This is a genomic window from Streptomyces fungicidicus (assembly GCF_003665435.1).
Lineage (GTDB): Bacteria > Actinomycetota > Actinomycetes > Streptomycetales > Streptomycetaceae > Streptomyces > Streptomyces fungicidicus.
On record NZ_CP023407.1, the window covers coordinates 2,017,776 to 2,037,598 of the forward strand.

Here is a 19,823-nt window from a genome sequence, read left to right on the forward strand (position 1 = left end):
CGTGACGACCGTCCGGCTTCCGCTCTTCCCCCTGAACACGGTGCTGTTCCCGGGGCTCGTGCTCCCGCTCAACGTCTTCGAGGAGCGCTATCGCGCCATGATGCGCGAGCTGCTGAAGACCCCGGAGGACGAGCCGCGCCGGTTCGCCGTCGTGGCGATCCGCGACGGGTACGAGGTGGCGCCGAGCTCGCCCGGCCTGCCCGACCCGACCACGGTGCCCGAACGCGGCCCGTCGGCCGGCTTCGGCGCCGATCCGCTCCGCACCTTCCACAAGGTGGCCTGTGTGGCCGACGCGGCGACGATCCGGGAGCGGGCCGACGGCACCTTCGAGGTGCTGGCGACCGGCACGACCCGCGTGCGGCTGCTGTCCGTGGACGCCTCCGGCCCGTATCTGACGGCCGAGGCGGAGACGCTGGAGGAGGACCCCGGCGACGAGGCGGGCGCGCTGGCGGAGGGGGTGCTGCGGTCCTTCCGCCAGTACCAGAAGCGGCTGGCGGGGGCGCGCGAGCGGACGCTGGCGACCGGCGCGGACCTGCCGGACGAGCCGGGTGTCGTCTCCTACCTGGTCGCCGCCGCGATGATGCTGGACACCCCCACGAAGCAGCGTCTGCTCCAGGCGCCGGACACGGCGTCCCGGCTCCGGGACGAGCTGAAGCTGCTGCGCACCGAGACGGCCATCATCCGGCACCTGCCGTCGCTGCCCGCGGCGGATCTGACAAGGGGTCCCACCAGCCAGAATTGACGCGAAACCGATGGGGCCGGCGATGGCCTCCTGCCTAAGATCACTGCGGCCATGATCATGGTCCTGATCACGCGAATGCAGGAGGTACAACCGTCATGAACCTTCGCAGCATACTGACCGTCGCCGCGGCCACCGCGGCGGGTTCCGCACTGATGATCGCCCCCGCGCACGCGTCCACGGGCAACCCCGCCCCGGCCACGGACACGGGCATCCAGGCCAGAGTCGAGTGCACGAGCCTGAGCAACGGCCAGCTCTGCATCTCGCTGAACGTCGACCCCAGCAGCATCTCGGTCTTCTACACGAAGACGGGCGGCTCGACGATCTCGGCGAACCTGGGATTCCGCAACTCCGCCGGCACCACGACCTGGGGCTCGACCAAGAGCATCAGCGTGAACGAGCGGGCAAACAGCACGTGGACCATGAGCTACCCGTGCACCCGTGACTACAAGGGTCTGATCAAGGTCTCCGGCCAGGGAACCTTCGAGACCCCCTGGGCGACCTGCTGATCCCGGGCGGCACCCGGCGATAGCATCCGCGGCCGCCTCCGCCGGACACCGTTCCGGTCGGAGGCGGCCGCCTGCCGTCGGGGCCGGTCTGGGAGGATGTGGCGGGTGGCGAAGAAGTCGAAGAAGCAGCAGCGGGAAGAAGCCGGGCAACGCGGGGGGACGCCCGCGACGGTGGCGCTCACCGCGGCCGGGGTGGCCTTCACGGTGCACTCCTACGACCACGACCCCTCCCACCCGTCCTACGGCGAGGAGGCGGCCGAGGCGATGGGGGTCTCACCCGAGCGGGTCTTCAAGACGCTGGTGGCGGACGTCGACGGCGCGCTGACGGTGGCGGTGGTCCCGGTGGCGGGGCAACTGAACCTGAAGGCCCTCGCGGCGGCGGCGGGCGGCAAGCGGGCCGCGATGGCCGACCCGGCGCTGGCGGAGCGCACCACGGGGTACGTCCGCGGCGGCATCTCACCGCTCGGTCAGCGCAAGAGGCTGCCGACGGTCCTGGACGAGTCGGCCACCGGGCACGACACGATCTGCGTCTCGGCCGGCCGCCGCGGCCTGGAGGTGGAACTCTCCCCCCACGCCCTGACCACCCTCACCCAAGCCACCCTGGCCCCCATCGCCCGCCCCTGACCGCCCTCCGCTCTCCGCACGCCGCGGGCAATCGTGCCGCAGGGCGGCACGGGTGGGCGCGACGGCACCCCGCAAACGCCGGGCTGCGCGACCCACCCCCGGCCAGCACCAGCACGCGGCATCCCACCAACGCCGGGGCCCCCAGAAACCTATGCCCCGTGCGAAACGTACGGCTCCAGCGGCGGCAACTGCTCCGGATCCCGCGGCCCGAACAACCCCGTCAGCCCCAGATGCACCACCAGCGCCGCGAACGGCCACGCCAGCAACGCCCCCTTCGCACTCAGCCGCAACGGCGCGTCGAAGGTGACCCCCTTACCCGCACTCCTCGCCTGCGCGACGACATCCTGCGCGGGCCCGAGCCACACCCCCAGCCGCCACGCCAGTACCGACCCCAGCAGCCCGCCGGCCGCCAGCGCCACCACCAGCGGCACACCACCACGCCGCCGCACCAGGAACACCACCAGCGCGCTCACCGCCCCGAACGCCAGCGACAGCAGCGTGAACGTCCCGTCCACCCCGATGCCCTGCTCCCCCTCGGAGTCCTTGAGGAAGACGACCCAGTTGTCGCCGACCACGTCGCCCACCAGGGGCACGCGCGGCGCCAGCCACCACCACAGCACTCCGAGCAGTACGCCGCCGAGCGCCACCGCCACCGCGGTCACGGCGGCCTCCCGCATCTCCGTCTTCATCCCGGGGCCGTCCTTCTCGTGCCACCCGCCGTGTCCTGGGTACGCGGCGTCGCCGGCCTTCCCGTGCGGATACGCGGCGGCCGCCTGCTCGTGCGGGGACGGTGGTGGTGTCAGAGGTGCGCTCACCCCGTTATCGTGCCAGGCCCGGCTGTGCGGCGCGTCACCGGACGGCAGCCCTGCGGTACGCCCAGGCCGCCACGGCCAGCGAGATGCCGCCGACGACCCCGCACACCGCGAGGTCGGCGACCACCCGGGGCCAGTCGGGGTGCGCCCCGAAGGTCCGTGCGAAGGCCTCGACACCGTACGTCGACGGCAGCAGGTCCCGGGCCAGGCGCACCGCCTCCGGCATCCGCTCGGGCGGCAGCACGCCCAGCAGCAGCGCGGCGGACATGCCGAGCTGGCCCAGCAGGGTGGCCAGTTCCGGCCGGGGCGCGAGCAGGCCGAGGGCCGCTCCGAGCCCGGCGAGCGCGGCGCCCGCGAGCGGGATCACCGCGACCAGGATCCACAGGTTCGCGAGCGGCAGCCCGAACAGCACGCATCCGAAGACGGCGGTCACCACGGTCCCCGGCACGGTGAACGACGCGTACGCGCCCGCCGCGCCCAGCACCACCGCGGCCGGGGGCACCGGCAGGGTCGCGTAGTGGTCGAGCCCGCCGCTGGCCCGCAGCTGCCCGAAGTACTGGGCGAGCAGGTTCAGCGCGACGAAGGCGACGACCAGGACGGCCGAGCCGGCGACCACGGCCTGCGCCTCGCCGCCGCCGTCGACGACCCCGCGCATCAGGATCATGATCCCGACCGACTGGAAGGTCGCCACGAACAGCAGCGGGATCCGCGCGACCCGGGCCCGCGACAGCTGCGCCCGGTACACGGCTCCCAGCGAAGGCCGCAGCCGCGCCCGGGGGCCGAGCGCGGCCGGTTCCGGCGCTGCCTCGTCCGCGGCCAGGACGCCGCCCGGCACGACATCGGCGGGTACGACACTCACGTCGTGCTGCTTCCCTTCGCTCGGCGGATCGCCCGGATCCACTGCGGCGGTCGCCCTGTTCCGTACGGATGACGCGGCCCGTGTGCTCACGCCTTCACCAGTCCCTGTCGCACGGCGCCGCCCAGCGCCAGGTAGACGTCCTCCAGGCTGGGCGTGGTCAGGGTGAAGTCGTCCAGGGCGGCGAAGGCGGCCCCGCCGGTGACGGTGGCGACGACCGTACGGGCCTCCTCGGGCGCCAGCCGCAGGGTCCAGCGGCGGCCCGACTCGACGGTCCGGTCGCGCAGCGCGGCGACCTCGGGCACGTGCAGGGGGGCGGCCTCGCGCCACACCAGGTCGACCCGGACCTCGCCGGCGACCCGTTCCTTGAGGCCGGCCGGGCTGTCGCAGGCGATGACCCGGCCGCGGTCGAGCACGGCGACCCGGTCGAGGACGGTCTCGGCCTCGATGACGTTGTGGGTGACCAGCAGGACGGTCGTGCCGCGCTCGGCGCGGCGCCGGTCGACGGCGGACCACACGGCGCGCCGCGCCACCGGGTCCATGCCGGTGGTGGGCTCGTCCAGCACGAGCAGGGGCCGCTCCCCCACCAGCGCGGCGGCGAAGCAGGCCAGCCGGCGCTGCCCTCCGGACAGCTTCTTCAGCGGGCGCCCGGCGATCGGGGCGAGCCCCAGTTCGTCGAGGACGTCGTCCCGTTCGGCCCGCGCCCGCCGTGCGTCGAGCCCGCGCAGCCGGCCGGTGGTCTCGGCGGCGAGGGACACCGTCAGTTCGTCGAGGGCGCTGGACTCCTGGCCGAGGTAGGCGAGGATGCGGGCGGCCCGCTCCGGGTGGCGCACGATGTCGTGGCCGAGGATGCCCACACTGCCGCGGTCGGGCCGCATCAGCCCGGTCAGCTGGCGCACGAGGGTGGACTTGCCGGCGCCGTTCGGCCCGAGCAGGCCGAAGATCTCACCGCGCCGGATGTCGAGTTCCACGTCGTCGGTGGCCCGCACCTCGGGCGTGGCGGGAGACCCGCGCCGGCCGCGCACCGCCGGATAGGTCTTGGTCAGCCCGCGGACCGCGCACACGACGTCACCGCCGTGCCGGAATCCCTGTGCCGCGCGCGTATTCACAAGGGACGAGCCTACGGGGTCCCGGCCCCCGGCCGGTTCCCGGGGCACCCCGAACCCGCAATCCCGCCATACGAGCACGAAACCCCACAGGCCGGGGCCGTGCGGGCGCGGGACACGCGCCGCATGTCACCGCACGTCACTCCCCGGCGGGAGCCCGTTCCGTGCCGGTGCGCAGATCGAGCTCGCGCCAGAAGCCCGCCCGGATGGCGTAACGGTCCCGCTCGTCGATCTGGTCGTCCTTGTGGGCGAGCAGACCGAAGCGGGCCGCGTAGCGCAGCAGCTCGCCGTCGACGCGGTGCGGGATGCGGGGGTACATGCCGGACAGCTTCTGGATGTGGCTCTGGTCGCCGAGCCGCTCCACCCAGCGCCGGGCGAAGACCTGTCCCACCTCGAAGGGGTCCCCGCCGACCGTGGTGATGTCCTCCTCGCGGTCCGCCCACCGCTGCTCCGCCGTGGTCAGCTGGGCCAGCGTCGGCATGGAGGCCGCGTCCGGCGGCTCGGCGGCCGGACGGTCGACCCAGCCCTTGTCGGAGGACCAGCGCAGGGTGGCGGAGGCGGGCTGCTGGGGCGGGTGCGGTCCGGGGCCGCGCAGCGCGGCCAGGTCCTTCGGGGTGGGTACGCCCTTGGCCGCGGCGGCCCGCTCGGCGGTGCCGTTGTGCGCGGCGGCGGCCGGGTGCTGCGGCTCCTGTCCGGTCCGCTCGGCCGCCGTGCCGGGCGCGGCCTCGGGCAGCGGCGCGGAGAGGATCGCGGCGATCTCGGGCCGCGGCACGGGCGGCGGCGCGCACACCCCGCTGACCTCCTTGGCCCGTACCGCCTGGGTGATCCAGGCCCGGTCCAGCACCCGGCGTTCGTCGGCCTCGGCGACGAGGTCCTCGGACTGGTTGTAGTCGCCGTCGGCGGCCTGCACGGCCCACAGGTGGACGGCGACGCCGTGCTCCTTCGCCGCCATCATGCCCGGCAGCAGATCGCCGTCCCCGGTGACCAGCACGATGTCGGAGCAGGCGCGGTTGCGGGCCAGTTCGGTCAGTTCGGCGTGCATCGCCGCGTCGACGCCCTTCTGCGCCCAGCGGCCGTCGCTGCGGGTCAGCGCGCCGAGCCGGACGGTGACCCGGGGCATCACGCGCAGCCTGCGGTGCTCGGGCTGCGGGACGCGGTCGGGTGCGCCGTCGAACCAGTAGATGCGCAGCAGCGGCTGCCGCGTGTCGGACTCCGCGCGCTCCCGCAGCCCCTGGATGAGGGCGGCGTGGTCGACGGTGATGCGGGACCGCGAGGGCTCCCCGGCGAGGAGACTGGCGGCGGCCCCCAGCAGATACCCGGCGTCCACCAGGACGATGCAGCGGTCCACGCGATCCACCCTCTTTCCGGGAGGTTTGCTTCGGGCTTGCTTCGAGTCTGCCCGACCACGCCGGGGTTAACGGCCCGAACTCGATCTTCGGCGTGGCGTTTCCACACTTCCTCCCCGATCACCCCGGTCACACACGGTAATTGTCCAACATGCGGCTGTTATCGGGCTGTGTGAATCTGAACCCGGCCCTGGCCCCTAGGCACTGTCTGACAAACGATCTTGGGCGGGTTCGCGGAGCCAGAGGATGAGTGCCGCAAGGTGGAGTCCGGCCTTGTAGCGGGTGGCCAGTTTGTCGAAGCGGGTGGCGATCGCGCGGAACTGCTTGAGGCGGTTGAAGCAGCGTTCGACCACGTTGCGGGCCTTGTAAAGCTCTCGGTCGAAGGCCGGCGGCCTGCCGCCGGCCTGACCGCGCCGCACACGGTTGGCCTTCTGATCCGCCCGCTCCGGGATCACCGCCCGGATACCCCTGCGCCGCAGAGACTGGCGGATCGCCCGGGACGAGTAGGCCTTGTCCGCGATGACCGCGTCGGGCCTGCGGCGGGGCCGTCCGGCCCCGGTCCGGGGCACCTTCACGCCGTCCATGACCTCGTCAAACACGGTGGAATCGTTGACGTTGCCGGGCGTGACGACGACGGCCAGGGGCAGGCCACGGCCATCGCAGGCGAGATGGACCTTGGTGGTCAGCCCACCGCGGGACCGGCCGAGCGCCTGGCCAGCCGTCGCGCATGCCGGATCTTCCAGTTCGTCCCCTGCCGCCGCCCCTTTTTGCGGGCTCCGGCGGCGTGCTGGTGGGCTCGGTTGATCGTGGAGTCGACCGAAACCGTCCACTCCACGGTTCCGATGGAGTCGTCCCGGACCTGGACCTGCTCGAGCAGGCGGGTCCAGGTGCCGTCCGCCTCCCAGCGGGCGAACCGCTCATAGACCGTCTGCCACGGCCCATAGCGTTCCGGCAGGTCACGCCACGGCGCACCGGTCCGCAACCGCCACAACACCCCGTTGATCACCTGCCGGTGATCCCGCCACGGACGCCCTCGCCCGTCAACACCTGGCAGCAGCGGCGCTATCCGCTCCCACGCCGAATCCGTCAGCTCACCACGACCCACCACAAGATCAATTATCAGACAGGGCCTAGTCCCCCACAGGAGGCACCACCATGGCCAAGAACAAGAACCGTGACCGTAAGCAGCCGCAGGCCGAGCACGCCCAGCGGGCGGGCCGGCAGTCCACGATGGAGACGCCCGACGAGCAGCGCACCACGCAGGTCGTGCCCGGCGCGGTCGGCCCGGGCAAGGGCCGGCAGAAGCGCTTCGGCCACAACTGACAACCGTATGACGGGCCGTCGCGGCCCGGGCACATGAAGAGGGGCGCACCCACGTCGGGGTGCGCCCCTCACGCGCGTCTCCGGACGGCGTCAGCCGGCCAGGCAGGAGGGTCCGAGGAGGACCTTCAGGTCGCCGAACAGGGCCGGGTCCGGCTTGACCCGGTGCCGGTCCAGGCGCAGCACCGTCGTCCTGGTCGGCCCCTGGAGCTTGATGCGGACCTCGCTGTCGCCCTTGTGGTGGGTGAGGATCTCGCCGAGACGGCTGACCATCGGCGGGGTCACGCGGGTGGCCGGGATGGTGAGCACCACGGGCGCGTTGGTGCCCGCGTTGGACAGGTCGGGGATCATCAGCTCCATCGCGACCAGCCGCGGCACGTCCTCCCGCTTGTCGAGCCGGCCCTTGACGAACACCACCGCGTCCTCGACGAGTTGCGTGGAGACGAGCTGGTACGTCGCCGGGAAGAACATGCACTCGAGGGAGCCGGCGAGGTCCTCCACGGTGGCGATCGCCCAGGCGTTGCCCTGCTTGGTCATCTTGCGCTGGAGACCCGAGATGATGCCGCCGATGGTGACCACCGCGCCGTCGCCGAAGTCACCGCCGGTGAGCTGGGAGATGCCCGCGTCGGCCTTGTCGGACAGCACGTGCTCCAGGCCGAACAGCGGGTGGTCGGAGACGTAGAGACCGAGCATCTCGCGCTCCTGCGCGAGGAGGTAGGTCTTGTCCCACTCGTCGTCGGTGAACTGCACGTCCAGGCCGAAGCCGGGCTCGTCGCTCTGCTCCTCGCCCATGCCGCCGAAGAGGTCGAACTGTCCCTCGGCCTCCTTGCGCTTCACCGCGACCACGTTGTCGATCATCGGTTCGTACTGGGCGGTGAGGCCCTTGCGGGTGTGGCCCATCTCGTCGAAGGCGCCGGCCTTGATCAGCGACTCGGTGGTGCGCTTGTTGCAGACGACCGCGTCGACCTTGTCGAGGTAGTCCGGGAAGGACGTGTACTTCCCCTTGGCCCTGCGGCACTTGATGATCGACTCCACCACGTTGGTGCCGACGTTGCGCACCGCGGAGAGGCCGAAGAGGATCACGTCGTCGCCCTGCGCGGCGAAGTTCGACATGGACTCGTTGACGTTGGGCGGGAGGACCTTGATGCCCATGCGGCGGCACTCGTTGAGGTAGACCGCCGACTTGTCCTTGTCGTCCTTCACCGAGGTGAGCAGCCCCGCCATGTACTCGGCGGGGTGGTTCGCCTTGAGGTAGGCGGTCCAGTACGACACCAGTCCGTACGCGGCGGAGTGCGCCTTGTTGAACGCGTAGCCGGCGAACGGCACCAGGACGTCCCAGAGCGCCTGGATGGCTTCGTCGCTGTAGCCGTTCTTGCGGGCGCCGGCCTGGAAGATGGTGAAGTTCTTCGCCAGTTCCTCGGGCTTCTTCTTGCCCATCACGCGGCGGAGGATGTCGGCCTCGCCGAGCGAGTAGCCGGCGATGATCTGGGCGGCCTTCTGCACCTGCTCCTGGTAGACGATCAGGCCGTAGGTGACGTCCAGGACCTCACGCAGCGGCTCCTCGAGCTCCTTGTGGATCGGGGTGATCTCCTGGAGCTTGTTCTTGCGCAGCGCGTAGTTGGTGTGCGAGTCCATGCCCATCGGGCCGGGACGGTAGAGCGCGGAGACGGCGGAGATGTCCTCGAAGTTGTCGGGCTTCATCAGCCGCAGCAGCGAGCGCATCGGTCCGCCGTCGAACTGGAAGACACCGAGGGTGTCGCCGCGCTGGAGGAGTTCGAAGGTCTTCGGATCGTCGAGCGGCAGGCTCAGCAGGTCCAGGTCGACGCCCTTGTTGGCCTTCACCATCTTGACGGCGTCGTCCATGATCGTCAGGTTGCGCAGACCGAGGAAGTCCATCTTCAGCAGGCCCAGCGACTCGCACTGGGGGTAGTCCCACTGCGTGATGGTCACGCCGTCGGTGTGCCGCACCCAGATCGGGGCGTGGTCGACGATGGGCTCGCTGGACATGATGACGCCGGCGGCGTGCACGCCCATCTGCCGGACCAGGCCCTCGACGCCCTTGGCGGTGTCGATGACCTTCTTCACGTCCGGCTCGTTCTCGTACATCGCGCGGATCTCGCCGGCCTCGCTGTAGCGGGGGTGCGAGGGGTCGGTGATGCCGTTGAGGTCGATGCCCTTGCCGAGGACGTCGGCGGGCATCGCCTTGGTGAGGCGGTCGCCCATCGCGTACGGGTAGCCCAGCACGCGCGCGGAGTCCTTGATGGCGTTCTTCGCCTTGATCTTGCCGTACGTGCCGATCATGGCGACCTTGTCGGCGCCGTACTTCTCCGTCACGTACCGGATCACCTCGACGCGCCGGCGCTCGTCGAAGTCGATGTCGACGTCGGGCATGGAGACGCGCTCGGGGTTGAGGAACCGCTCGAAGATCAGTCCGTGCGGGATCGGGTCGAGGTCGGTGATGCCCATGGCGTAGGCGACGATCGAGCCGGCCGCGGAGCCACGGCCGGGGCCGACCGCGATGCCGTTGTTCTTGGCCCACATGATGAAGTCGGCGACGACGAGGAAGTACCCCGGGAACCCCATCTGGATGATGACGTCCATCTCGTAGTCGGCCTGCTTCTGGCGGTCCTCGGGGACGCCGCCGGGGAAGCGGCGCTCCATGCCGCGGCGGACCTCCTCCTTGAACCAGCTGACCTCGGTGTACCCCTGCGGGATGTCGAACTTGGGCATCAGGTCGCGCTTCTCGAACATGCCCGTGGTGTCCACCATCTCGGCGATCAGCCGGGTGTTGGCGCAGCCCTGCTGCCAGGCGTCCGAGGAGTCGATGGCGTACATCTCGTCGGTGGACTTGAGGTAGTAGCCGGTGCCGTCGAACTTGAAGCGGTCGGGGTCGGAGAGGTTCTTGCCGGTCTGGATGCACAGCAGCGCGTCGTGGGCGACCGCCTCGTGCGCGTAGGTGTAGTGCGAGTCGTTGGTGACCAGCGGGGGGATGCCGAGCTTCCTGCCGATCTCGAGCAGGCCGTCGCGGACCCGGTGCTCGATGTCGATGCCGTGGTCCATCAACTCCAGGAAGTAGCGGTCCTTGCCGAAGATGTCCTGGTAGTCGGCGGCGGCCTTGAGCGCCTCGTCGAAGTGGCCGAGGCGCAGCCGGGTCTGCACCTCGCCGGAGGGGCAGCCGGTGGAGGCGACGATGCCCTCCGACCACTGCGCGATGGTCTCCTTGTCCATCCGGGGCCACTTCTGCAGCCAGCCCTCGGCGTACGCGTCGGAGGAGAGGCGGAAGAGGTTGTGCAGGCCGGTGCTGTTCACGGCCCACATGGTCTTGTGGGTGTAACCGCCGGAACCGGAGACGTCGTCCCGCTTCTGGTGCGGCTGGCCCCACTGGATCTTGCGCTTGTTGCGCCGGGACTCGGGCGCGACATACGCCTCGATCCCGATGATCGGGGTGACCCCGGCCTTCTGCGCGGAGTGGAAGAAGTCGTACGCCCCGTGCAGGTTGCCGTGGTCGGACATGGCGATGTGCGACATGCCCATCTCGTTGCACGCGTCGAACATGTCCTTCAGCCGCGCGGCACCGTCCAGCAGCGAGTACTGGGTGTGGACGTGCAGGTGCGTGAACGGCGGCTTTGACACGGTGCGGCCTCCAAGGAGAACAGGCGGCGACGGGCGGCGGACGGTCCGGGGGACAGCGTCGAAGTCTATGCCCCGGCACTGACACCCGGAGGCCGTCACCACGTACCTTCGGGCGGGGGCGCGGGCACTCCCGCGCACCTTCACACGTTAGGCGGGCGACGGAGCAGCCGTCCCCGAGACACCCCGCACCAGGAGGCACCAGGCGATGTCGGTACCGCAGCTCAACGACGAGCACCGCGGTGAGGAGATCCTCGCCGTCCTCGACACCGCGTTCGGCGAGCTCCTGGCCGCCGACCCGGCCGCGTTCCGCGTGAAGTTCCGCAAGATGGCCGCCTCGGCCTTCGCCTTCTACCGCGGGACGGCGTGCCTCTTCTACCACGACCTCGACGCCGAGCACGCCGGGCAGGGCGGCGGGCGGACGTACAGCGGGCCGTACCTGGACGACCGCACCTCGCGCGTGTGGATCCACGGCGATCTCCACGCGGAGAACTTCGGCACGTACATGGACTCCAACGGCCGCCTGGTCTTCAACGTCAACGACTTCGACGAGGCCTACGTCGGCCCGTTCACGTGGGACCTCAAGCGGTTCGCGGCCTCCATGGCGCTGATCGGGTACGCCAAGGCGCTCAGCGACGAGCAGATCACCGAGCTGGTCACGATCTACACGGCCGCGTACCGGGAGCGGATCCACGCGCTGGCCACCGGCGCGAAGAGCGACGAGGTGCCGCCGTTCACGCTGGACACCGCCCAGGGGCCGCTGCTGGACGCGCTGCGCGACGCCCGCTCGCTGACCCGGTTCGGGCTGCTGGACTCGATGACCGAGATCCGCGACTTCGAGCGCCGCTTCGCCGCCGGCGGCGGCGCGGTCGAGCTGGACGCCGCCACCCGCTACAAGGTGCTCGCCGCCTTCGACGGCTATCTGGAGACGCTGCCGGACGCCTCGCTGGCCCGCCCGGACTCCTACCGGGTGAAGGACGTCGTGGGCCGCCGCGGCATCGGCATCGGATCGGCCGGGCTGCCGTCGTACAACATCCTCCTGGAGGGCCACAGCGACGCCCTGGAGAACGACGTCGTGATCTACATCAAGCAGGCCCAGACCCCGGCGGTCTCCCGGCACATCACCGATCCGGCCATCCGGGAGTACTTCCGGCACGAGGGGCACCGCACGGTGATCTCCCAGCGCGCCCTCCAGGCGCACGCCGACCCGTGGCTGGGCTGGACCGAGCTGGACGGCTCGGGACAGCTGGTCGCCGAGGTCTCGCCGTACGCCGTGGACCTGGACTGGGGCGACATCGACGACCCGGAGGAGATCGCGCTGGTCGTCGCCGACCTCGGCCGGGCCACGGCGACGATGCACGCGGCGGCGGACGACACCTCCGGCGAGTCCCTGGTGCCGTTCTCCACCGAGCGCGCCATCGACGCGGCGATCGCCGCCGACGAGGTCTCCCTGGTCCCGCTCCTGGTCGAGTTCGCCCACGACTACGGGGCCCGCGCCCGCGGCGACCACCAGATCTTCCTGGACCTGTTCCGCAACGGCAGGATCCCGGGTCTGTGACCCCCGGCACGTCCACAGGAACCCTTTAGGGATCCCTTACCGGAGCACGTGACACACTCTTCAGCGCCATGGACATATCCGGAACCCAGCTCAGAGCCGTACGCGCGGCGCTGTTCACGGCTGTCGTCGTGACGCTCAGCGCCGCGTCGCACGTGCTGCTGTCCGGGGCTCCGCTGCCGTTGAACACGGTGGCCGCCATAGGCGCCGCCGTGTTCCTCCTGGCGTACGCCCTGGCGGGCCGGGAGCGTTCCTTCGGGCGGATCGCCGCCCTGCTGATCCCGCTGGAGCTGGCCGCCGACACGGTGTTCACCACCGGCCAGCACGTCTGCTACGGCCGGATGGGCGGCCCGGTGGCGGGTCCGCTGCGCGCCGTCGGCTTCGACCTGCTGTGCGGCGACGGCACCGGCGTCGGCGCGCCGCTCGCCCGGGTGACCGGGCCGGCCGCCGAGGGCGGCGACCGGCTGGCGGCCGCGCTCGCCGACGCCGACCCGGCCACCGCCTGGGCGCTGCTCGGCGCGCACATCGGGATCGGCCTGCTCGCCGCCGCCTGGCTGCGCCGCGGCGAGCGTGCGCTCGCCCAGCTGCTGAGCGCGGTGGCGGCCACGACCTTCCGGCCGCTGCTGCTCGCGGTCGCCGCGGTGGCCGTGCGCCGGGCCCCGGAGGTCCGCCGTCCGGCCCGCCCGCTCCCCCGCACCGCCCTGGCGCGGACCCTGCTCCTCGCACACTCCCTGGGACGCCGCGGACCGCCTTGCTCCGCCCTGTCCGCCTGAGGCGGTTCCCGCCCCGGCGCACCGTCCGAGCACCAGCAGTCCCCCATACGTATCCCGCACACGACCGTGTGCGTCCCCCGTGGAGACATCACCATGAGCAAGCGGAACAGCCAGGCGGCGAAGACGGCGGCCCGGGAGCGGCTGCGCGTGGAGCGCGAGCGCCAGGCCAAGAAGGCGAAGGCCAAGCGGCAGGTCGTCGTCGCCCTGTCGGTCGTCGGCGTGCTGGCCGCGGCCGGCGGCATCGGCTACGCGGTCGTCCAGGCCGGTAAGCCCGACTACTGGGAGTCCGCCAAGGACGCCAAGCTGGTCAAGCCCGCCAACACCAGCGGCAAGAACGGCACGACCGTCGTCATCGGCGAGTCCGGCGCGAAGAAGACCCTCGAACTGTACGAGGACCCGCGCTGCCCGGTCTGCGCCTCCTTCGAGCAGACGGTCGGCAAGACCATCGAGAAGGACCTCGCGGACGGCAAGTACAAGATCCGCTTCATAGGCGCCTCGTTCCTCGACCGCAGCCTGACCGGCGAGGGCTCCAAGAACGCCCTGAGCGCGCTGGGCGCCGCGCTGGACGTCAGCCCCGAGGCGTTCCTCGCCTACAAGAGCGCGCTCTACTCGGCCGAGTTCCACCCCGAGGAGACGGACGACAAGTTCAAGGACGACGCGTACCTGATCAAGGTCGCCAACTCGGTCGACGCCCTGAAGGACAACAAGCAGTTCCAGGCGGACGTCAAGGACGGCACCTACGACAAGTGGGCGCTGGAGATGTCCGAGGTGTTCGACAACAGCGAGGCCCGGGGCACCCCGACGCTGATGATGGACGGCAAGAAGGTCACCGGCTCCGACGGCCAGAACGCGCCGATGACGGTGGAGGAGTTCACCACGGCGGTCGACAAGGCGCTCAAGGCCTGAGGCCCGGCCGGCTGACCGTTCGCCGAAGAGCGGGCGAACTTTGGTGAGTTCGCCCGCTCTCGCGTGTACCTGTCAGTAACCTGATCGGCTGTGACCAGTCGACACAGAGCATCCGAGAGCGCCACGCCCGCCACCGCGGACGCCGACTCCCTGTCCCCGCGCCGCCGTACGGTCGTCAAGGCGGCCGCCGCCACCGCGGTGCTGGCCGGACCCCTCGCGGCCGCCGTCCCCGCGCGGGCCGCGGCCGCGCAGGCGCCCGCCTTCCTGCACGGCGTGGCCTCCGGCGACCCGCTGCCGGACGGCGTCCTGCTGTGGACCCGGGTGACGCCGGTGCCGGAGGCGACAGCCGGTTCCGGGCTGGGCCCGGACACCGAGGTGAGCTGGACCGTCGCCCGGGACAAGGCGTTCACCGACGTGGTGGCGAGGGGTTCGGCCGTCGCCACCGCCGCCTCCGACCACACCGTCAAGGCGGACATCCGCGGTCTGCGGCCGGCCACCGACTACTGGTTCCGCTTCTCCGCCGGCGGCACCGACTCGCCCGTCGCCCGCACCCGCACGGCCCCGGCCGCCGACGCCGCGGTGACCGGACTGCGCTTCGGCGTGGTGTCCTGCGCCAACTGGGAGGCCGGCCACTTCTCGGCGTACCGCCACCTCGCCGCCCGCGGCGACCTGGACGCCTGGCTGCATCTGGGCGACTACGTCTACGAGTACGGCACCGGCGAGTACGGCACCCGCGGCCAGGTAGTCCGGCCGCACGCGCCCGCCCACGAGATCGTCACCCTCGCCGACTACCGGCTCCGGCACGCGACCTACAAGACCGACCCCGATCTGCAGGCCCTGCACCACAGGGCGCCGGTCGTCGCCATCTGGGACGACCACGAGATCGCCAACGACGCCTGGTCGGGCGGCGCCGAGAACCACACCGAGGGCGCGGAGGGCACCTGGGCGGCCCGCCAGGCCGCCGCCAAGCAGGCGTACTTCGAGTGGATGCCGGTGCGGCCCGCGCTGGAGGGCACCACCTACCGCCGGCTGCGGTTCGGCAGGCTGGCCGACCTCTCGCTGCTCGACCTGCGGTCCTTCCGCTCCCAGCAGGTCTCCCTCGGCGACGGCGAGGTCGACGACCCGGACCGCACCCTCACCGGGCGGGCCCAGCTGGACTGGCTGAAGGCGGGCCTGACGGCGTCCGACACCACCTGGCGGCTGGTCGGCACCTCGGTGATGATCTCGCCGTTCGCCCTGGGTTCCCTCCCCGCGAGCCTGCTGAAGCCGCTGGCGAAGCTGCTGGGCCTGCCGCAGGAGGGGCTCGCCCTCAACACCGACCAGTGGGACGGCTACACCGACGACCGCCGGGAACTCCTCGCGCATCTGCGCGCGAACGCCATCCGCAACACGGTCTTCCTCACCGGCGACATCCACATGGCGTGGGCCAACGACGTGCCGGTGAACGCGGGCACCTACCCGCTGTCGGCGTCGGCCGCCACGGAGTTCGTGGTCACCTCGGTCACCTCCGACAACCTCGACGACATCGTGAAGGTCTCCGAGGGCACGGTCTCCGCGCTCGCCTCACCGCTCATCAGGGCCGCCAACCGGCACGTGCACTGGGTCGACACCGACCGGCACGGCTACGGCGTACTGGACATCACCGCGGAGCGGGCGCAGATGGACTACTACGTGCTGTCCAGCCGGACGGACGCGAACGCCACCTCCGCCTGGACCCGCTCCTACCGCACCCTCAGCGGCACGCAGAAGGCGGAGCGCACCTACGACCCGGTGTAGCCCCGCCCCCAGGGGCAATTTTCGGCCACCTGTGACCAGAGGGCCGGACGTTGCGGGCAGATCACGTCGTCACGGCGGGTGGTGAGAGGCCGTGAGCCGAATCCGGACACACCACCCGCCCGTTGGCGGAATGATGACGTCGAGTTTTCGGACGTCGGACGCCGTAACGTTTCCGCGTTCACTACTGCGTCGAATGCCCCTGTTTGGCCAGTAGTTGATTGGGCTTGATCGCTCCTGCTGGCGTGTAGTCATGTCCACGTAATCTCCCGGCGGCGGCCAGGAAGATCCCCGGCCTCTCTCCCCACCGCATCCGCCAGGAGCCCTCATGCGTACGCTTGCCCGGATATCGTCACTGTCGCGCAGACGCCTGCTCGGTACGGCCGTCGTGGCCGGAACCCTGATGCTCACCCCCCTCTCCGCCCCCACCACGGTCGCCGCCGAAGGCGCCCGGACCGCCGAGTGCGCCGACGACGCCCCCACCGCGGCCCGCGAGGCCCGTCCCGGCCACGGCGAGCACACCGCCGAGCCGAACGAGATCAGCGAGGCCCGCGCCCAGGCCATGGACCGGGAGCTGCGCGCCAAGCTCGACAAGCTGCGCTCCGCCGGCGGAAGCACCGCGGCCGCCGCCTCGACGACCGTCCCGGTCTACTTCCACGTCATCCACAACGGAGAGGCCGGCAAGCTCGACTCCGCCGCCGTCTCCGCCCAGATGGACGTCCTCAACGCGGCCTACGCGGGCCAGGGCACCGGCAACACCGACTCGGGCTTCCAGTTCACACTGGCCGGCACCGACTACACCGACAACGCCGCCTGGTACACCGTCGGGTACGGCTCGCCGGAGGAGAAGGCGATGAAGACCGCCCTGCACAAGGGCGGTGCCAACGCGCTCAACTTCTACGCCGCCAACATCGGCGACGGCCTCCTGGGCTGGGCCACCTTCCCCAGCTCGTACAAGTCCAGCCCCGCGATGGACGGCGTGGTCGTCCTGAACGCCTCACTGCCGGGCGGCTCGGCCACCAACTACGACGAGGGCGACACCGCCACCCACGAGGTCGGCCACTGGATGGGCCTGTACCACACCTTCCAGGGGGGCTGTAACGGCAGCGGCGACTACGTCGACGACACCCCGGCCGAGAAGAGCGCCGCCTACGAGTGCCCCGAAGGCCGCGACACCTGCACCCGCAAGGCGGGCGCCGACCCGATCCACAACTTCATGGACTACACGTACGACGCGTGCATGTACCAGTTCACCGCGGGCCAGGTGACGCGCATGCAGCAGAGCTGGACCGCCTACCGCGCCGGCTGATCCCCTTCCAGCGAGTCGAGGAAGCCGAGCGCCACCCGCCAGGTGGCCTCGGCGGCCTCCTCGTCCCAGTCCGGGAGGTCGGGGTCGGTGTAGAGGTGACCGGCGCCGGCGTACCGGTACACCTCGACGTCGGCGCCGGCCCGGCCCATCTGCAGGTACCAGGCGCTGAGCCAGTCGTCGGTCTCGAACGCGTCCGGCTCGGCGACGTGCAGCTGCACCGGCAGTCCGTCCACCGAGGCGTTCGCCGCGATGTCCGACGTGCCGTGCAGGAGCAGCAGTCCGCGCGCCCTGCCGTCGCCCAGCGCGAGCGTCTGCGCCACGGAGGCGCCGAAGGAGAAACCGGCGTACACCAGTCCCCGCTCCGAGTAGGGCGCGGCGGCCAGCACGGCCCGCTTCAGCAGCTCGTCCTTGCCGGTGCCGTCCTTGTACGCCATGCCCTCCTCGACCGTGTCGAACGTGCGGCCCTCGAAGAGGTCGGGCGTCCAGACCTCGTGTCCGGCCGCGCGCAGCCGGTCCGCGGCCCGGTGCACCGCGGGCCTCAGGCCGTAGGTCGAGTGGAAGAGCATGATGTTCATGCGGTCCATGGTGCCAGCCGGTGTGACGGCACCGGATCGCGGCACTACCCGGGATCGTGCGGAAGTCACATGTTCATGCGCCCCCGGAGCCGGTTAGGTTCGGTGGCATGGATGACGTGCTCCGCCCATTGATCGTGGTCGGCGGCTCGGTCGTGCTCACGTTGACGCTCGGCTGGGTCACCGACCTGCTGCTCCGCAAGGCCGACGAACGCCACCACGAGACACCGCTGTGGGGGCTGCTGCGCCGTGCCCGGGTCCCGTACCAGCTGGTGCTGTGCGCGGCGCTGCTGAGAGGCTCGTACGACGAGGCGGAACTGCTGCAGGACCACAAGGTCGGTATCGGCAGGCTGCTGACGCTGGTGCTGATCGGGTCGGCCGCCTGGCTGGCGATCCGCATCGCGGCCGCGGTCGTCGAGGCCACGTACACCCGCTACGCCAGCGCCCATCGCGAGCGCGACCCCGCCCGGGTGCGCCGGGTGCGCACCCAGGTGACGCTGATCCGGCGGGTGGTCACCGCGGTCGTCGGGGTGGTGGCGGTGGCCGCGATGCTGCTGACCTTCCCGGCGATGCGCGCGGCCGGCGCCTCGCTGCTGGCCTCGGCGGGCATCCTCGGCATCGTCGCCGGTGTGGCCGCCCAGTCCACGCTGGGCAACCTGTTCGCCGGACTGCAGATCGCCTTCGGCGACATGGTGCGCATCGGCGACACGGTGGTCGTGGACGGCGAGTGGGGCACGGTCGAGGAGATCACGCTGACCTTCCTGACCGTGCGCACCTGGGACGAGCGCCGGATCACCATGCCCGTGTCGTACTTCACGTCCCAGCCGTTCGAGAACTGGTCGCGCGGGACGCCGCAGATGACGGGCACCGTGTTCTGGCACCTCGACCACTCGGCGCCGCTGGACGCGATGCGCGAGCGGCTCCGCGACATCCTCCGGGAGTGCCCGGCGTGGGACGGCCGTGCCTTCAACCTGACCGTGACGGACAGCACTCCGAGCACCATGGAGGTGCGTGCCCTGGTGACGGCGAGGGACGCGGACGACATCTGGACGGTGCGGGTCGCGGTCCGCGAGCAGATGCTCCGCTGGCTGGCCGCCGAGCACCCCTACGCCATGCCCCGGGTCAACGCCGCCGACGCGGTGCTGCCGCCCGGCCACCACGCTCGCCGCGCGCCGGACGGCATACCGGCGGCCCGCAGGGTGCACAACCACCCCAGGGAGCGCTGAGCGGGCCTCAGTGCCCGCGCTCGGCACCACCGTTGACCTGGATGATCTGCGAGGTGAGGTGTCCGGCGCCCGGGGAGGCGAGCCAGTGCAGGGTCGCGGCGACGTCGCCGGGCGTCCCGGCGCGCTTGTCGGACGTCTCGGCGACGAGCCGGGCCCGCCGCTCCTCGTCCATGCCGTCGCCGAAGAACCCGGTGTCCTCGATGTAGCCGGGGGCGACCACGTTCACGGTGATGCCGTGCGGCCCCAGTTCCCGTGCCAGGTCGTGCGCGTAGGGGTGCAGCGCCGCCTTGGCCGCCGCGTACGAGACGCGGCCGGAGCCCCGGTAGGCGGCGATGGAGCTGAGGAACAGCACCCGCCCGCCGGGCTCCGCGAGCCGTTCCCGCAGCGCCTCGGTGAGCAGTACGGCGGTCAGTGTGTTGAGCCGGAAGTTGACCGTCCAGTCACGGGCCACCGCGTCGAGCGGATCGTCGCCGCCGACCGGGGGTTCGAGGAGTCCGTTGCCGCCGGCGCAGTGGACCAGCACGTCCACGGCGCCGAACTCCCGGCCCACGAAACCGGCCACGCCGCGCACCGCCTCCGGGTCGGCCAGGTCCGCGGCGTAGGTCAGGGCGCCCGGCACGTCCGCTCCCTCCAGGACGTCCCGGCGCCGCCCGATCAGCAGCACCTGGTCCCCGTCGGCGGCGAACGCCCGCGCGGTGGCCAGTCCGATCCCGGTGCCGCCTCCACTGATCACAACGTTGCGAGTCATGGGAGCGACCTTACGGAAC

General features: G+C 71.4%; 18 protein-coding genes. 10 read left to right on the forward strand and 8 right to left on the reverse strand.

The genetic code is table 11. The features are described 5' to 3' along the window. Position 1: 1 nt before the first annotated feature. The 3 genes from CNQ36_RS09170 to ybaK all read left to right on the forward strand — a co-directional run bounded on the left by CNQ36_RS09170 (position 2) and on the right by ybaK (position 1,872). Entirely contained in the window at positions 2 to 742 is a 741-nt protein-coding gene (locus CNQ36_RS09170) for an LON peptidase substrate-binding domain-containing protein (protein ID WP_121545622.1), read from the forward strand. A 95-nt stretch (positions 743 to 837) separates the two neighbouring features. Further along, positions 838 to 1,248: a hypothetical protein gene (locus CNQ36_RS09175; protein ID WP_004932411.1), complete on the forward strand. Its 411-nt coding sequence runs from the start codon at positions 838 to 840 to the stop codon at positions 1,246 to 1,248. Between the two features lie 105 nt (positions 1,249 to 1,353). Then, complete coding sequence (ybaK, locus tag CNQ36_RS09180; RefSeq protein WP_121545623.1) at positions 1,354 to 1,872, forward strand: Cys-tRNA(Pro) deacylase; 519 nt, start codon at positions 1,354 to 1,356, stop codon at positions 1,870 to 1,872. Between the two features lie 149 nt (positions 1,873 to 2,021). Here ybaK and CNQ36_RS09185 read toward each other — a convergent pair whose 3' ends face one another. The 5 genes from CNQ36_RS09185 to CNQ36_RS09205 form a co-directional block, all read right to left on the reverse strand. Continuing rightward, positions 2,022 to 2,687 carry an AAA family ATPase gene (locus CNQ36_RS09185; RefSeq protein ID WP_121545624.1) on the reverse strand — a complete coding sequence of 222 codons (666 nt, stop codon included), beginning with the start codon at positions 2,685 to 2,687 and terminating at the stop codon, positions 2,022 to 2,024. Between the two features lie 34 nt (positions 2,688 to 2,721). Then, positions 2,722 to 3,543: an ABC transporter permease gene (locus CNQ36_RS09190; protein ID WP_121548404.1), complete on the reverse strand. Its 822-nt coding sequence runs from the start codon at positions 3,541 to 3,543 to the stop codon at positions 2,722 to 2,724. 86 nt (positions 3,544 to 3,629) lie between these two features. Further along, positions 3,630 to 4,604 (reverse strand): ABC transporter ATP-binding protein, encoded by a 975-nt coding sequence (locus CNQ36_RS09195; protein ID WP_040907436.1) that lies wholly within the window; start codon positions 4,602 to 4,604, stop codon positions 3,630 to 3,632. Between the two features lie 181 nt (positions 4,605 to 4,785). Next, a complete protein-coding gene (locus tag CNQ36_RS09200) occupies positions 4,786 to 5,994 on the reverse strand; it encodes an NYN domain-containing protein (protein ID WP_121545625.1) in 1,209 nt (402 codons plus the stop codon). A 195-nt stretch (positions 5,995 to 6,189) separates the two neighbouring features. Further along, a protein-coding gene (locus tag CNQ36_RS09205) for an IS5 family transposase (RefSeq protein WP_206278392.1) occupies positions 6,190 to 7,100 on the reverse strand; the annotation gives its coding sequence in 2 pieces (ribosomal slippage) (positions 6,190 to 6,752 and positions 6,752 to 7,100; 912 coding nt in all). Positions 7,101 to 7,147: 47 nt separating this feature from the next. Here CNQ36_RS09205 and CNQ36_RS34630 point away from each other — a divergent pair. Then, complete coding sequence (locus tag CNQ36_RS34630) at positions 7,148 to 7,315, forward strand: hypothetical protein (protein WP_163013223.1); 168 nt, start codon at positions 7,148 to 7,150, stop codon at positions 7,313 to 7,315. 90 nt (positions 7,316 to 7,405) lie between these two features. Here CNQ36_RS34630 and dnaE read toward each other — a convergent pair whose 3' ends face one another. Beyond that, positions 7,406 to 10,945: a DNA polymerase III subunit alpha gene (dnaE, locus tag CNQ36_RS09210; protein WP_121545626.1), complete on the reverse strand. Its 3,540-nt coding sequence runs from the start codon at positions 10,943 to 10,945 to the stop codon at positions 7,406 to 7,408. 205 nt (positions 10,946 to 11,150) lie between these two features. Between dnaE and CNQ36_RS09215 the strand changes: the two genes are divergently transcribed. From CNQ36_RS09215 to CNQ36_RS09235, 5 genes are all read left to right on the forward strand, one after another. Then, entirely contained in the window at positions 11,151 to 12,500 is a 1,350-nt protein-coding gene (locus CNQ36_RS09215; protein WP_121545627.1) for a DUF2252 domain-containing protein, read from the forward strand. Between the two features lie 68 nt (positions 12,501 to 12,568). Beyond that, a complete protein-coding gene (locus CNQ36_RS09220; RefSeq protein ID WP_121545628.1) occupies positions 12,569 to 13,270 on the forward strand; it encodes a hypothetical protein in 702 nt (233 codons plus the stop codon). Between the two features lie 93 nt (positions 13,271 to 13,363). After that, positions 13,364 to 14,176: a DsbA family protein gene (locus CNQ36_RS09225; RefSeq protein WP_121545629.1), complete on the forward strand. Its 813-nt coding sequence runs from the start codon at positions 13,364 to 13,366 to the stop codon at positions 14,174 to 14,176. Positions 14,177 to 14,266: 90 nt separating this feature from the next. Further along, the gene (locus CNQ36_RS09230; RefSeq protein WP_121545630.1) at positions 14,267 to 15,952 is read left to right on the forward strand and encodes an alkaline phosphatase D family protein; all 1,686 of its coding nucleotides are present in this window, start codon (positions 14,267 to 14,269) and stop codon (positions 15,950 to 15,952) included. Between the two features lie 325 nt (positions 15,953 to 16,277). Next, the gene (locus CNQ36_RS09235; protein ID WP_004932375.1) at positions 16,278 to 17,258 is read left to right on the forward strand and encodes a zinc metalloprotease; all 981 of its coding nucleotides are present in this window, start codon (positions 16,278 to 16,280) and stop codon (positions 17,256 to 17,258) included. Here CNQ36_RS09235 and CNQ36_RS09240 read toward each other — a convergent pair. Continuing rightward, on the reverse strand, positions 17,243 to 17,833 hold the full coding sequence (locus CNQ36_RS09240; RefSeq protein WP_240659420.1) for a dienelactone hydrolase family protein: 591 nt from the start codon (positions 17,831 to 17,833) through the stop codon (positions 17,243 to 17,245). The genes CNQ36_RS09235 and CNQ36_RS09240 overlap by 16 nt on opposite strands. Positions 17,834 to 17,940: 107 nt before the next feature. Between CNQ36_RS09240 and CNQ36_RS09245 the strand changes: the two genes are divergently transcribed. Further along, positions 17,941 to 19,056 (forward strand): mechanosensitive ion channel family protein, encoded by a 1,116-nt coding sequence (locus tag CNQ36_RS09245; protein ID WP_004932369.1) that lies wholly within the window; start codon positions 17,941 to 17,943, stop codon positions 19,054 to 19,056. A 7-nt stretch (positions 19,057 to 19,063) separates the two neighbouring features. On the opposite strand, the gene CNQ36_RS09250 is transcribed toward CNQ36_RS09245, so the two are convergent. Further along, positions 19,064 to 19,804, reverse strand: coding sequence for an SDR family NAD(P)-dependent oxidoreductase (locus CNQ36_RS09250; protein WP_004932363.1), 741 nt, complete (start codon positions 19,802 to 19,804; stop codon positions 19,064 to 19,066). Positions 19,805 to 19,823: the final 19 nt, after the last annotated feature.